Here is a 13745-nt window from a genome sequence, read left to right as displayed (position 1 = left end):
GACTCGCCTTGCAGACCCGCCCCGCCGATAAGCGCATCAGCCGATTGCCCTGGATCAATGTTGCCCCAGTGGCCCGACGGCGGGCGGATCGCGCCAGTAACGTCGGTGCCCGGCCTCGGTGCGCGGCACCTCGAACGCGCCCAGTTGCAGACGAATGGCGCCCTGCTCGGCGCTATCGTAGACCGCCAGGCCCGAGCGGCGGTAGCGGGCCATCACTTGGGGATGGGGATGACCGAACGCGTTGCCCTGCCCTCGAGAGATCAACACCGAATGCGGCTTGAGGCGCGACAGCAACGCCATCGACGACGAACTGCGGCTGCCGTGATGAGGCGCGGCCAGCCACTGGATCGGTAGCGCCAGGGCCTCGTCGAGCAAGGCGCGCTCGGCAGGGGTGTCGATATCGCCGGTCAACAGCAGGCGTTCGCCGCCGGCCTCCACCAGCAGGACGCAGGACTTCTGGTTGCTTTCGACAGCAGATGCCCAGCGCCACAGCTCGAACCCGACGCCATCCCATTCCCAGCGCCTGCCGCTGTCGCAAGGCCCGGCTTGCAGTTCATCGGGCAGCGCGTCGGGATCGCCACTGATGACTTCCATCGTCGGCAGCCCATTGCGCACTGCTTGGGCACCGCCGGCATGATCGGCATCGGCATGACTGAGGAGCATCAGGTCCAAGCCGTGCACACCGAGCTTGCGCAAGGTCGGCAGTACGACGCGCTCGCCCGCATCGGCCTCGCCAAAACGTGGCCCGGCGTCGTAAAGCAGGCTGTGATGCCGGGTGCGCACCAGCACCGCCAGCCCTTGGCCCACGTCCAGTTGCCAGACCTCGGCGTGCCCTTGCGGCAGGTGTTCTCGCGGGGGAAACACCATCAGCAGCACCATCGGCCACCCCAGCACACGCAGCGGCACGCCTTTGGGCAGCAGCAGCAAAAATGCCCCTGAAGCGGCGATGCCCAAGGCCCACGGCGGGATCGCAACGGGGACCCAGGCGGGTATTCGTCCGGCAATCAGCCCCAGCCCCTTGAACAACAGATCGAGCAACCCGCCGGCGATCCACAGCAGGCCTTCACCGATGAGCGGTACTGGCAAAAACGCCGTGCCGAGCAGCGCTGGCGGCAAGACCAGCAGGCTGATCCAGGGCACCGCGAGCAAGTTCACCAGCGGCCCGCTGAGGCTGACCGGCAAGCCCACGATCAACAGCAACGGACACAGGCCGACCGCAACCAGCCACTGGGCACGGGTCCAGGTTTGCCACCAGCGCCAGGGCCCCAGGCGAGCGCCAAAGGTGAACATCAGGATGGCCACGGCCGCAAACGACAACCAGAACCCTGGCCGCAGGCTGGCAAGCGGGTCGAACACCAGCACCCCGGTGAAAGCCAACAGCCATGCCCACCACGGATCCGGCTGTTTGAAACGCAAGCGCCACAGCAACACCAGGCCAATCATTGCGCAGGCCCGCCGCACCGGCACCTCGAAGCCGGCGAGCAAGCCGTAGCCCAGGGCGGCGCAAAAGGCCAGCGCACAGGCCCAGGGCAACCACGCCAGCCCTGCCGGCCACAGGCCATAACGCGCCGCGCCGGCCACCAACAGATACACCAGGCCGGCCAGCAGACCGATGTGCTGCCCGGAGATCACCAGCAAATGGACAGTGCCGGTGTCTTGCAAAACCTGCCAGTCCTCGCGACTCAGCCCGCCGCCGTCGCCCAGGACCAATGCCGCCAGCGCGCCGGAGCGGCCGTGGGCGTCGACCTGTGCCAGCGCCTGGCGCACCTCGTCACGCCAGGCGCCCCGGGCCGCTTGCAGGAGCCGCCCGTCCTTGACCGTACCGGTTGCGCCAACGCCACGGCTCAACAACCAGGCGGCGTAGTCGAAACCGTGTGGATTCAACAACCCGGCGGGCCGCTTGAGCTTCACCGCCAATCGCCATCGTTCGCCACTGTTGATGGGCGGTCCCGCGAACCAGGCCAGGCGCATCGTTGTCGGTAATCGGGTACGACGCGAATGGACATCGGCCAGTTCGAAGCGCACCACGCCGTCGCCCTGTTGCGGCAAACCGACGACGCGCCCTTCGACCCAGCGGGTTTCTCCGTCCAGGGCGGCGGGCAATCGATTGTCCAGCGCCCACTGCGCCGACAGGCAGGCCCAGGCCAGCCCGAACAGGAAAAAACCCAGCGGGTAGGTTCGAAACGGCAACACCATCAGCGCCAGCACCGGCATGGCTGCAACCAGCCACAACGGCGGCAGTACCGGTAAACAAATCGGGGCCAACAACCCCAATGCAAGCGCGACTAATCCTGTGCGCATAACCCGTCCTTGAGAGTGCCCCTCTTCAGGCATAGACGGTCAGCGGCACCCCCGGCGTTATCAATTGTCACAAAGTCTGAATCTGCCAGCCGTAGAATCCAGACATACTTGCGGCCTTTACTGCGTTGAACCGACCGAGAAGCCTTATGCCCCGGCGCCTATTCAAACGTTACATGCCAGACCCAGAGAGCATTCGGGAACATAAGTCCTTACGTTTTCTCGGCACCCTGCTGCACGACCCCAACCTTTGGCACCTCAATCGGCACTCCGTGGCCCGGGCGATGGCTGTTGGCCTGTTTGCCGCATTCCTGCCAATCCCGTTGCAAATGTTGCTGGCCGCCGCGCTGGCCGTCACGGTGCGCGGCAATATGCCGATTGCGGTGAGCCTGGTGTGGCTGACCAATCCGATCACCATGCCTGCGGTGTTTTTCTGCACCTACCAGACCGGTGCCTGGCTGATGGACGTGCCTGCCCGGACACTGCCCGAAGAACTGACCTGGGAATGGATCAGCGGCCAGTTATCCACCTTGTGGCAGCCATTCCTGCTGGGCTCGGTGGTGACCGGCCTGGTGCTCGGTGCCCTGGCCTACTTCGTCACCATGAGTTACTGGCGCTGGTGGGTGGCCAGACAGTGGCGGCGGCGCAAGAAAAGCCGGATGTGAGATGCAAAAAAGGCCTCCTGGGAATGGAGGCCTTTTTTGTGGTGCATGGACTGCGTCCACCCAAATCCCCTGTGGGAGCGAGCTTGCTCGCGAAAGCGGTGGGTCAGCTTGCATTGATGCTGAATGTGCCGCCGTCATCGCGAGCAAGCTCGCTCCCACTGGGGGCTGGGGTCAGGTGCGCATGCCGCGCCCGCTGACCAGCAACCGCGCACAGCCGATGTAGAGCACCACGGTGGCCACCAGCATGAAGGTGATGGCGATGCTGATCTTGATGTCCGACACCCCGAGGATCCCGTAACGGAACGCGTTGACCATGTGCAACACCGGGTTGGCCAGGGACACGGTCTGCCAGAACGGTGGCAACAAGGAGATCGAGTAGAACACCCCGCCCAGGTAGGTCAGCGGCGTGAGCACGAACGTCGGGATAATCGAAATATCATCGAAGTTGCGCGCAAACACGGCATTGATGAACCCCAGCAGCGAAAAGATCGTGGCTGTGAGCACCACCACCAATATCGTCACCCCCAGGTGATGCACCTGCAGATCGGTGAAGAACAACGACAGCAGGGTCACGATCAGGCCCACCGCCAGGCCGCGCAGGACACCGCCCAAGGTGTAGCCGATGAGGATCGTATGGGGCGACACCGGCGAGACCATCAGCTCCTCGATCGAACGCTGGAACTTGCTGCCGAAGAAACTCGACACCACGTTGCCGTAGGAGTTGGTGATCACCGACATCATGATCAGCCCCGGCACGATGTAGTCCATGTACGTGAAGCCACCCATGTCGCCGATCTGCCGGCCGATCAGGTTACCGAAGATCACGAAGTACAAGACCATGGTGATGGCCGGTGGCAGCAGCGTCTGCGGCCAGATCCGCATGAAACGCCGGACTTCACGGTAAACGATGGTATTGAGGGCGATGAGGTTGGGGCGCAGTTCGGAACTCATGCTCATACCGCCACCTTCGCCAGATTCTTCTCCACCAGGGACACGAACAACTCCTCGAGGCGATTGGTTTTGTTGCGCAGGCTCAGCACTTCAATGTTTTGCAGGGCCAGTTGGGTGAACAGCCCGGTGATGCCCACGGCTTTGTCCACCTGCACTTCCAGGGTACGGCTGTCCACCAGGCGCGCCGGATAGCCGATGAGCTGGGGCGCGGTCTTCAGGTCGTGTTTCAGGTCCAGCAGGAAGGTTTCCACATGCAGTTGGCTGAGCAACTGGCGCATGCTGGTGTTCTCGACAATGGTGCCGTGGTCGATGATGCCGATGTTGCGGCACAACTGCTCAGCCTCTTCCAGGTAATGGGTGGTGAGGATGATGGTGATGCCTTTCTGGTTCAGTTCGGTCAAAAAGCTCCACATCGAACGACGCAGTTCGATGTCCACGCCAGCGGTCGGTTCGTCGAGGATCAGCAGGCGCGGCTCATGCACCAGCGCGCGGGCGATCATCAGGCGACGCTTCATGCCGCCGGACAGTGAACGGGACGGCACGTCACGCTTGTCCCACAGGCCCAATTGGGTCAGGTACTGCTCGGCGCGCTCGTTGGCGATCTTTGGCGGAATGCCGTAGTAACCGGCCTGGGTCACGACGATGTCGAAGGTCTTTTCGAACTGGTTGAAGTTGAATTCCTGGGGCACCACGCCAATGCAGCGCTTGAGGGCTGCGGGCTCGCGGTCCAGATCATGACCGAACACGTTCACCGTGCCGCTGGTCTTGTTCACCAAAGTGGAAAGAATGCCGATGGTGGTGGATTTGCCGGCACCGTTAGGGCCGAGCAAGGCGAAGAAATCACCTTCGGCGACGTCCAGATCGATACCACTCAAGGCCTGGAAACCGTTGCCGTAGGTTTTGGTTAGCTGCCGGATGGACAGAGCGGAACTCATATCGGATTACGCACCAAGAAGGGAGGGAAGAAAAGAATAGATAAGGGCGGGCGGCGAGCAATGCAACACGGCGCACCAAGGCAATGGTGCTTGGCGTCGCCGCACAAGTACAGTCAAGCGTGTTGATAGTAGGTATTAAGTCAACGCGGTCATGACGGCTTTGCGATAGGCCGGGCGCTGCTGCAACCGCGCGTACCAGGCCTGTACGGCAGGCCGCTCGGCGCGCTGGATGGGCATCTCGAACCAGGCATAAATGAAACTGCCCAGGGGAATGTCGCCCACGCCGATTTCATCACCCGACAGGTAAAGCTGTGCACTCAAGGTCCGCTCGACCATGGCCAGCAGATCGTCGCACTCCTTGATCGCCGCGTTGATGGCCGTCCAATCCTGTTGTTCGGCCGGGGTGCGCAAGACGCCCCAGAACACCGTGCGAAACGGTGCGGCAAAGCTGGACGTGGTCCAGTCCATCCATTTTTCAGCCTGGGCCCGGGCCTGTACGCCAGCAGGATACCAAGCCGAACCCGACGCATGACGAGCCGCCAGGTAACGCACGATGGTGTTGGACTCCCAGAGCACGAAGCCGTCGTCCTCGATCATCGGCACGCGGCCGTTGGGGTTTTTCGCGCGGTACTCGGGCGTGTCCACCACACCGAACGCCCCGCCCGCATCGATAGCCTCGTAGGCCAGCCCCAACTCCTCCGCGCACCATAATGCCTTGCGCACATTCGATGAATTTTTCCGGCCCCATATCTTCAGCATCACGGCGTCCTCGATGGATAAATGCCGCAGCAGCATACGCCGGATCAGGCGCGACTCAAATCGCCCTGCATGTCGCCGAACAGGTGCGGGTAGCACTTTTCCAGGTGTTCGAAGAAGAATGCCTCGGGCACGTCGGCGAACTGGCCATGGTCGGTGATGTACTCCATCAGCTTCGCCCCTTGCCGATTGAACGGGTGGAAGACGCTGTCGTGGCGACCGTCGAATTCGAGCGGGGCCACGTCGAACAACGCGCACAAGCCCTGGTTGAAAGCTGGCGTGGCCTTGACCCAGCGGTCGTTCAGGTACAGCTCGGTATAACCGTGCATGGCGAACACGTCGCTCCTGAGCAACTCCAGCAGACGCGGGGTGGACAGGTGGTTGCGTACATCCGCCAGGCCGATGCGCGCCGGGATGCCGCAATGCCGGGCGCAGCCGGCCAGCAAGGTGGCCTTGGGCACGCAATAGCTTTCCCTTGCAGCCAGCGCATAACTGCCACGCAGGGTCGCCGGGTCGCGACTGAAGGTATAGGGGTTGTAGCGCACCGCCTCGCGTACGGCGTAATACAGGCTGACCGCCTGGGCCCGCGGGTCGCGCTCGGCGCCGCGGTGGGTTTCGGCGAAGTCGATGACCGCGGGATGATCGCTGTCGATAAAGCGGCCGGGGTTCAGATATTGCTGCATAAAGGAAAGGCCTCTGGAAAAACATCACCCCCGCGTAGGAGCTGTCGAGTGCAACGAGGCTGCGATCTTGTCCCAGACAGTTGAATCGCAAGCGAAAGATCAAGATCAAAAGATCGCAGCCTTCGGCAGCTCCTACGGAGGGCTTGCCTCGAGTTTATCCACAGCCCCGGCCCAGGGATAACGGCATTCCGGCCAAACAATGGCGTTTTCTCACCTTGTTAACGAACGATTTCCCGCGGCTGTTGCCAACCAGACTGGCGCAATGCAACCAGGGTTTCCCACGAAATCAATCACATCGCGCCGACTGCCGGTTTTGCAGATGCCGTCTAAGCTCTGAAGGTCGGTTTTGCCTTGGTTCACGGAGGATTACATATGCTGTTGTTGTGGATACTGGTCCTGGTTGTCGGGATCGCCTGGCTGGCGCATCGGCGTACCGCCCCGCTGCCCGCGCTGGGTATCGTCGCGGTCTACCTGTTGGCCATGGGCATTTTCAGCCACGCGCCCGGCTGGCTGATGCTGATCCTCTGGGTGGTGCTCGCGGCTGTCGCGGCCCCGCTGCTGCTACCGGACCTGCGCCGCAAATATTTCAGCGCGCCGATGTTCGACTGGTTCCAGAAAACCCTGCCGCCCATGTCCGAGACCGAGCGCGACGCCATCGATGCCGGCACGGTGTGGTGGGATGGCGAACTGTTCAGCGGCCGCCCGGACTGGGACGTGCTGCTGGCCTACCCCAAGGTGCAACTGACCGAGGAAGAGCAGGCGTTCCTCGACGGCCCTACCGAAGCCCTCTGCGCGATGGTCAGCGACTGGCAGATCGGCCAGGCCATGGACCTGCCCCCTGCAGCCTGGGCCCATATCAAGGAGCACGGGTTCTTCGCGCTGATCATTCCCAAGGAATATGGCGGCAAGGGCTTCTCCGCCTATGCCCACTCCCAGGTCGCGATGAAACTGGCCACGCGCAGCGGCGACCTGGCCTCCACCGTGATGGTCCCCAACTCCCTCGGCCCGGCGGAACTGCTGCTGCACTACGGCACCGACGAGCAACGCGACCATTACCTGCCGCGACTGGCCCGCGGCGACGATATCCCCTGCTTCGCCCTGACCGGGCCGCTGGCCGGCTCCGACGCCGGGGCGATGCCCGACACCGGCATCATCTGCAAGGGCGAATGGGAAGGCCAGGAAACCCTCGGCCTGCGCCTGAACTGGGAAAAACGCTACATCACCCTCGGCCCGGTGGCCACGCTCCTGGGCCTGGCCTTCAAGGCCTATGACCCCGACCACCTGCTGGGTGACGAAGAAGACCTGGGCATCAGCCTCGCCTTGATTCCCACCGACACCCCAGGCGTGCATATCGGCCGCCGTCACCTGCCCCTGGGCGCCGCGTTCATGAACGGGCCGAACTGGGGCAAGGACGTGTTCATCCCGCTGGACTTCCTCATCGGCGGCCAGGCGATGCTCGGCAAGGGCTGGATGATGCTGATGAACTGCCTGTCGGTCGGGCGCTCGATTTCCCTGCCGGCGGTGGGCACCGGCGCGGCGAAGTTCACCAGCCTGGTGACGGGCCAGTACGCCCAGGTGCGCGAACAATTCAACGTACCGTTGTCGGCGTTCGAAGGTATCCAGGAGGCCATGGCGCGCATCGGCGGCAACGCCTGGTTGATGGATGCGGCACGCATGCTGACCGCCAACGCCGTGGACCTGGGGGAAAAACCTTCGGTGCTGTCGGCCATTCTCAAGTACCACCTGACCGAGCGTGGTCGCGAGTGCATCAGCCACGCCATGGACGTACATGGCGGCAAGGGCATCATCATGGGCCCGAACAATTACCTGGGTCGCAGTTGGCAAGGTGCGCCAATCTTCATCACGGTCGAAGGCGCGAACATTCTGTCGCGCAACCTGATGATCTTCGGCCAGGGCGCCATTCGCTGCCATCCGTTCGTCCTCAAGGAAATGGCCCTGGCAACCCGTGAAGACAAGGACCAGGCGCTGGTCGAGTTCGATGCCTTGTTGCTCAAGCACATCGGTTTCGCCGTCAGCAACGCCGCCAGCACCCTGGTGCTCAACCTGGGCCTGGGGCATTTCGAGAGGGCCCCCGGCAATACCTTGAGCCAGGGTTATTTCCGCGCCCTCAACCGGCAGGCCGCGGCATTCGCGCTGCTGGCGGACTTGAGCATGATGTTGCTGGGCGGAGAGCTCAAACGCCGCGAACGCTTGTCGGCCCGCCTGGGCGACGTCTTGAGCAACCTGTACCTGGCCTCCGCCGCGCTCAAGCGTTATCACGACCTGGATTCGCCGGACCACATGACGCCGCTGTTCACCTGGGCCCTGGAAGAAAGCCTCGGCCAGTCGGAACGTGCGCTGGATGAACTGCTGAGCAACTTCCCGAACCGGGTGCTGGGTTGCCTGTTGCGCCTGGTGGTGTTCCCCTTCGGTCGGCGTCACAAGGGCCCGAGCGACAGGCTCGACGCCGAGGTGGCTGCGGTCATCGGCCGGCCCAAGGGTGACCCGACTCTCGAAGAGTTGCTGCAGGGTTGCTATCGCCCGCAATCGACCGACGATCCGGTGGGCGCCCTGCAACACGCCGCCGACCTGCTGGCCGCCGCTCATCCGCTGCACAAGAAACTGCACGGTGCGCTCAAGCAGGGTCAGCTCAATCCGGCGCCTGGCGAACCCCTCATCGATGCGGCCTTGGAGGCCGGCGTGCTGCAAGCCGGTGAAGCGCAGACCTTGCGCGCGGCCGAGGCGGCGCGGCGCAAGGTCATCGACGTGGATGATTTCGACAAGGCCGAACTGACACTGGCGCCAGACAAGGTCCGTTGATACTGACGGCCAGGTACGCCGTCACCTGTAGCTCTTCACCTACAGCTCTTCATCTATAAAAGCGGGCGCAAGGGCTTTATACTCCTGCGCCCGTTTTGCTCTTGAGGACTTATCTCGTGTCCAATGTCGTTGCCGATCACCTTGTCTTGCTTGACCACTTGCGCAGCATCCTGGTCGCCGTGGGTGAGGCCGAACAGGTGCCCGAAGAAAGCCACGCCTTGTTCCTGGAGCGCTTCGACGAGTTGCGCGCGCAATTGCCCGTCGACCCGATCGAAAGCCAGTACCTGGGCCAGGACCTCCTGTGCCAAGTGATCGTGCGTTACCCACAGATCGCCCACCTGGTGCCTCGCGACCTGCTCTGGTACTTCGCCGGTGACTGCCTGCACTACATGCCTGACGAAGAAATCGCCCTGTACCAGGCCCTGGAAGAACGTCGCTTCGAAGCCGAGCAAAACGACGAGCCTTTCGACTGGAACCAGGAAAAGCAACTGCTGGCGATGTCGGACCAGGACAGCAAGCACTGATTGCGATCCGTCATGCGAAAGGCCCGCACGGTTAAACCGGCGGGCCTTTTTTTGGTCTTGCCGGAGTGTGTTGCCTGGATGGGCCTCATCGCGAGCGAGCTCGCTCCCACAGAAGGTCATGATCAACCGCAGCCAGTGTGGGAGCGAGCTTGCTCGCGATGGGGCCCGTCAGAACAACCCATCACTTTCCGGCACCTCATAGTGCGCCGCGACCTTGCTGGAACGCTCCCCTCCCGCCACCTTGTTCAAGGTCGGCTCCTTCGCCAGGCACTCCACCAGATAATCAATGAACACCCGCAGCTTCGGTGGCAGGTAGCGGGTCGGCGAATGCAGCAACCACAAGCCACCGTGGTACGAAGCGAGGAACGTCCAGTCGGCCAACACCTGCACGATCAACCCCTGCTCCAAGGCGTGACGGGCGGTGAAATACGGCAGGCTACCGATGCCTATGTGCTGCAAGACCGCCCCCAACCGCACCCCCGTGTGATTGGCCGCGTAGCGTCCGCGTACGCCTACGGTGACCGACTTGCTGCCTTTCTTGAATTTCCAACGCGCGTCATTGGGCGATTCGCCCAAGTAAATGCAACTGTGCTCCAGCAAATCGTGGGGATGCGTGGGAACACCCTGTTCCGCCAGGTATTGCGGCGTGGCGCAGAGCAGGTGGTCAATAGTCAGCAACTGGCGCCCCACCAGCCCGGCCGATGGTTGATCGGTAATCCGGATGGCCAGGTCGACGTGATCATCGATCAGGTCGACTTGCCGATCCTCCAGGAACAACTCCACATCAACCTTCGGATAACGGCGCAAAAATTCAGGCATGTGTGGATGAATCACGAAACGCCCCACTGCCTTGGGCACGCTGACGCGGATGCGCCCTTCCGCTTCCTGGGTGAACTGGCCGCTGATTTCCATCACCGACCGAGCCGCGGCGACCATCTCCTGGCAGCGCTTGAACACCTCTTCCCCGCCATCGCTCAAACGCAACTTGCGGGTGGTGCGCTGCAGCAATCGGGTCGCCAGGGCCTTCTCCAGGCGAGAAATGCTGCGGCTGATGGCCGACGGCGATGAGCCTGACTGGCGGGCCGCTTCGGAAAAGCTGCCGGTCTCCACGACCTTGACGAAGACCGCCATTTCGGCGAGCAACGGCAACGGTAGATTTGTGCTCATGACGCAACAGTCCTTTGAAATTTGAACGGATTATCACCCTTTTCCACGCTACCTATAATCCCGTCACAATTTCTGATGTGGGTATGGACCATGACGCTTCGCCTTTTTTTCCATAGCGATGACCTCAAGGCCAACGTGGAAGTCCTGGACTGCAGCCCCCAGGAAAACGAATTCGCCGTGGTGCTGCGCGCCACCCTGTTCCACCCCAAGGGCGGCGGGCAGCCCTGCGACACCGGATGGATTGACGACGGCCAAGTACTGCGCGTCGTTCAAGACGGGCAACAGATCATTCATTACGTCGACCGCCCAGTAGCCCCGGGCATGGCCACGATCCGCGTGGATGAGCAGCGGCGGCGGCTGAATTCACGCCTGCACTCGGCCGGGCACCTGATCGGCCATTTTGCCGAAAGCCGTGGCTGGAAACCGATCAAGGCCCACCACTGGCCCGGCGAAAGCCGTGTGCAATTCCAGCCTGGGGAAAATCCTCAGGAACTGGACAGATCAATCATCCAGCAAGGCATCGATGAGTGGATTGCCGAGGATTTGCCTCGCCTGATCGCATTGCGCGAAGGCTCGCGAGAAGTCGGTTTCGGTGAGCTGTCTGCCTATGGCTGCGGCGGCACTCACGTACGGCGCCTGCAGGAACTGGGAGCAGTCACTATCGCCTCGCTTTCACAAAAGAAAGGCACCTTGTCGGTTCACTACCACGTGGACTGATACCCGCCGTGGCCCGCGGCTCTCGGGCCTACTCGCCCCAGACGGATCGGCCCCCCGGTCCTTGGCGTCGAGTACCTCGATCAGCGGCGCGTTCTGCTTCCCAGGTAACCCTTCATGCTTCTCCACTACCCACCACGAGAAAGGCTCTTTCCCTCATGGGCAGGTTTCTTCGCGCGCTCAAAAGAGAGGCACACCATGTCCGGTTCGCTCAAACTGCAAAGACTATCCCTTCTTCAATTGCCCATAGTGTTCACTCCTGAGGCCTGGCAGCGTGCAGTACTGCTTGAGCATGCAAATCACTCTGAAAAACTGCTGTTCGATCGACTGAGCAATGTATTGCGCGCAGCTTTCGAAACTCGCCGGGCCTATCCACACAACCCCTATGTGGTCTTCGAGGTCGCCCAAATCGGCTCAACGGATCACCCACACCACGCCCCGTTGCTGCGACTGAGCCTTAGCCTGATCCACGAGCCAGACCAGCCTGAGGCACTGCTGATAGCGCTTGCAGGAGAGCACCAGCGCTAAGCCGTAAAAAATATACACCACGGGGCGATCCTGATTTTTCGTCGCAAGGCGGCCCTCTTTCTCATGTAAATCTGTCACGCAAAAAACACGTAAAAGACAAATTATTGACGGCCATCCGATCACCAATTTTCCTTCCGTCACTTTTTAGTCGTTTTTTTGTTTAAGGCGTGGCGCTTTGCCATGCTTGAACTACCTTCAAAAAGAAGCGAGAACAAGGCAAGGGTAATCACCCTTCAGACGACCTGATTGACATCGGTCTCCTTGCTCGACAACCCGGATATTCCGGTTCCCATAAAGCTTTTTCGTAAGCTGCCTGCCGTTCGGTCAGGCCGGTGTAATGCGCCCGTTTGTTTGTAGCAACGAGGCCTGTGCCCGGACCGCTGAAGGGTTGGATGAAATAGAAGGGGCAGCCCGGGCCTCTCAAGTGATCCGTGGCACTGGTTAAGCCTAAGGATGGCCTCTCTATCGAGGATCACTTCATGACCCAGCGCACCGCCCCCGTTTTAAAACATTTCATTCATGGCCTGTTCTGGATGGGCCTTGGCCTGGATGCGGCTCAGGCCGCAGCGGCAAATTGTTCGCAACTGGACAATTTGCCGGCAACCTTCGAGGTCGGCCAAGGGCTCCAGAGCGAACTGCGTATCCTCGCCCCCGTGACGAAATTGGCTGTCGGCGACCCGAAAATTGCCGATGTGCAACCCAGTGGCAGCGATGCCTTCATCCTCACGGGCCTGGCGCCCGGCGCCACCAGCCTGATGGTCTGGACCGACTGTTCGAAAATACCGCGACAGAGCATGGTCTTTGTCAAAGGCCGGGCCACTGAGGCGCTGACGGGCGCTGCGAGCATGCCTTCCGAAGACCCGATGCTGCTTGCCCAGGTACAGACCGACATCCGTTTCGTTGAAGTCAGCCGGACCAAGCTCAAGGAAGCCTCGACGTCGATTTTCGGCAGCCGTGGCAATTTCCTGTTCGGCTCGCCGAGGACCTTGCCCACCATCGGCGGCGTAGTCCGGCCTTCATTGCCGGTCAATAACGACATGTTCAACCTGTCTTTCGCCACCGGTAAGACCCTGTTGATGATCAACGCCCTGGAAGGCAGCGGTTTTGCCTATACCCTGGCGCGGCCGAGCCTGGTGGCCCTCAGCGGGCAAAGCGCGAGTTTCCTGGCCGGCGGCGAAGTGCCGATTCCGGTACCCAGTGCCGGCAGCGACAATGTGTCCATCGAGTACAAGGAATTCGGTATTCGCCTGACCCTGACCCCCACCGTCATTGGCAAGAATCGCATCGCCTTGAAGGTGGCACCGGAAGTCAGTGAGCTGGATTTCACCAACGCGGTGAACATCGCCGGAACATTGGTGCCCGCACTCACCGTGCGCCGTACCGATACCAGCATCGCCCTGGCCGATGGCGAAAGTTTCGTCATCAGCGGCCTGATCAGCACCCGCAACAGCGCCCAGGTGAACAAGTTTCCAGGGCTGGGCGACGTGCCGATTCTCGGCGCGTTCTTTCGTGACAACTCCATCAACCGCGAAGAGCGCGAACTGCTGATGATCGTCACGCCGCACCTGGTCCAACCGTTGGCGGCCGACGCGCAACTGCCGACCTTGCCGGGTGAGCAACTGCGCAATTACGACCCGAATTTCTACCGTATGTACTTCCTCGAACATGGCGAGTTCGACAACCGCAGCGGGCTTTCCCAATGAG

The 13745-nt window shown here is 61.8% G+C and carries 12 protein-coding genes; 6 read left to right on the top strand and 6 right to left on the bottom strand.

What is annotated here, in order from left to right:
• Positions 1–54: 54 nt before the first annotated feature.
• Positions 55–2301 carry a DNA internalization-related competence protein ComEC/Rec2 gene (locus BM317_RS14745; protein WP_092474786.1) on the bottom strand — a complete coding sequence of 749 codons (2247 nt, stop codon included), beginning with the start codon at positions 2299–2301 and terminating at the stop codon, positions 55–57.
• A 146-nt stretch (positions 2302–2447) separates the two neighbouring features.
• Between BM317_RS14745 and BM317_RS14740 the strand changes: the two genes are divergently transcribed.
• Complete coding sequence (locus BM317_RS14740) at positions 2448–2963, top strand: DUF2062 domain-containing protein (RefSeq protein WP_046063671.1); 516 nt, start codon at positions 2448–2450, stop codon at positions 2961–2963.
• A gap of 171 nt (positions 2964–3134) precedes the next feature.
• Here BM317_RS14740 and BM317_RS14730 read toward each other — a convergent pair whose 3' ends face one another.
• The 4 genes from BM317_RS14730 to BM317_RS14715 form a co-directional block, all read right to left on the bottom strand.
• Entirely contained in the window at positions 3135–3914 is a 780-nt protein-coding gene (locus BM317_RS14730) for an ABC transporter permease (protein WP_170842314.1), read from the bottom strand.
• Positions 3915–3916: 2 nt separating this feature from the next.
• Entirely contained in the window at positions 3917–4849 is a 933-nt protein-coding gene (locus tag BM317_RS14725; protein ID WP_092168464.1) for an ABC transporter ATP-binding protein, read from the bottom strand.
• Between the two features lie 135 nt (positions 4850–4984).
• On the bottom strand, positions 4985–5608 hold the full coding sequence (locus tag BM317_RS14720) for a glutathione S-transferase family protein (RefSeq protein WP_092168738.1): 624 nt from the start codon (positions 5606–5608) through the stop codon (positions 4985–4987).
• A 44-nt stretch (positions 5609–5652) separates the two neighbouring features.
• Complete coding sequence (locus BM317_RS14715; RefSeq protein WP_092474781.1) at positions 5653–6288, bottom strand: transglutaminase-like domain-containing protein; 636 nt, start codon at positions 6286–6288, stop codon at positions 5653–5655.
• A 372-nt stretch (positions 6289–6660) separates the two neighbouring features.
• On the opposite strand from BM317_RS14715, the gene BM317_RS14710 reads away from it, so the two are divergent.
• The gene (locus tag BM317_RS14710) at positions 6661–9108 is read left to right on the top strand and encodes an acyl-CoA dehydrogenase (protein ID WP_092474778.1); all 2448 of its coding nucleotides are present in this window, start codon (positions 6661–6663) and stop codon (positions 9106–9108) included.
• A gap of 116 nt (positions 9109–9224) precedes the next feature.
• A complete protein-coding gene (locus BM317_RS14705) occupies positions 9225–9632 on the top strand; it encodes a PA2817 family protein (protein ID WP_003204309.1) in 408 nt (135 codons plus the stop codon).
• Between the two features lie 168 nt (positions 9633–9800).
• Here BM317_RS14705 and BM317_RS14700 read toward each other — a convergent pair whose 3' ends face one another.
• On the bottom strand, positions 9801–10799 hold the full coding sequence (locus tag BM317_RS14700) for a LysR family transcriptional regulator (RefSeq protein WP_092474775.1): 999 nt from the start codon (positions 10797–10799) through the stop codon (positions 9801–9803).
• A gap of 90 nt (positions 10800–10889) precedes the next feature.
• Between BM317_RS14700 and BM317_RS14695 the strand changes: the two genes are divergently transcribed.
• The 3 genes from BM317_RS14695 to BM317_RS14685 all read left to right on the top strand — a co-directional run bounded on the left by BM317_RS14695 (position 10890) and on the right by BM317_RS14685 (position 13744).
• Positions 10890–11516, top strand: a complete 627-nt coding sequence (locus BM317_RS14695; RefSeq protein ID WP_092168452.1) for an alanyl-tRNA editing protein — start codon at positions 10890–10892, stop codon at positions 11514–11516.
• A 195-nt stretch (positions 11517–11711) separates the two neighbouring features.
• Positions 11712–12041, top strand: a complete 330-nt coding sequence (locus BM317_RS14690) for a hypothetical protein (protein ID WP_092168449.1) — start codon at positions 11712–11714, stop codon at positions 12039–12041.
• A 479-nt stretch (positions 12042–12520) separates the two neighbouring features.
• Positions 12521–13744, top strand: coding sequence for a type II and III secretion system protein family protein (locus BM317_RS14685; protein WP_060741210.1), 1224 nt, complete (start codon positions 12521–12523; stop codon positions 13742–13744).
• The last annotated feature ends 1 nt before the right edge of the window (position 13745 follow it).

The organism is Pseudomonas sp. NFACC24-1 (genome assembly GCF_900115235.1).
GTDB lineage: Bacteria > Pseudomonadota > Gammaproteobacteria > Pseudomonadales > Pseudomonadaceae > Aquipseudomonas > Aquipseudomonas fluorescens_AA.
This window is presented reverse-complemented; position numbering and strand designations above follow the sequence as displayed.

Coding starts and splice junctions, on each gene's coding strand:
- BM317_RS14740 (WP_046063671.1), top strand. CDS start 2,448: ATGCCCCGGCGCCTATTCAAACGTTACATGCCAGACCCAGAGAGCATT.
- BM317_RS14720 (WP_092168738.1), bottom strand. CDS start 5,608: ATGCTGAAGATATGGGGCCGGAAAAATTCATCGAATGTGCGCAAGGCA.
- BM317_RS14725 (WP_092168464.1), bottom strand. CDS start 4,849: ATGAGTTCCGCTCTGTCCATCCGGCAGCTAACCAAAACCTACGGCAAC.
- BM317_RS14690 (WP_092168449.1), top strand. CDS start 11,712: ATGTCCGGTTCGCTCAAACTGCAAAGACTATCCCTTCTTCAATTGCCC.
- BM317_RS14695 (WP_092168452.1), top strand. CDS start 10,890: ATGACGCTTCGCCTTTTTTTCCATAGCGATGACCTCAAGGCCAACGTG.
- BM317_RS14715 (WP_092474781.1), bottom strand. CDS start 6,288: ATGCAGCAATATCTGAACCCCGGCCGCTTTATCGACAGCGATCATCCC.
- BM317_RS14710 (WP_092474778.1), top strand. CDS start 6,661: ATGCTGTTGTTGTGGATACTGGTCCTGGTTGTCGGGATCGCCTGGCTG.
- BM317_RS14745 (WP_092474786.1), bottom strand. CDS start 2,301: ATGCGCACAGGATTAGTCGCGCTTGCATTGGGGTTGTTGGCCCCGATT.
- BM317_RS14730 (WP_170842314.1), bottom strand. CDS start 3,914: ATGAGTTCCGAACTGCGCCCCAACCTCATCGCCCTCAATACCATCGTT.
- BM317_RS14700 (WP_092474775.1), bottom strand. CDS start 10,799: ATGAGCACAAATCTACCGTTGCCGTTGCTCGCCGAAATGGCGGTCTTC.
- BM317_RS14685 (WP_060741210.1), top strand. CDS start 12,521: ATGACCCAGCGCACCGCCCCCGTTTTAAAACATTTCATTCATGGCCTG.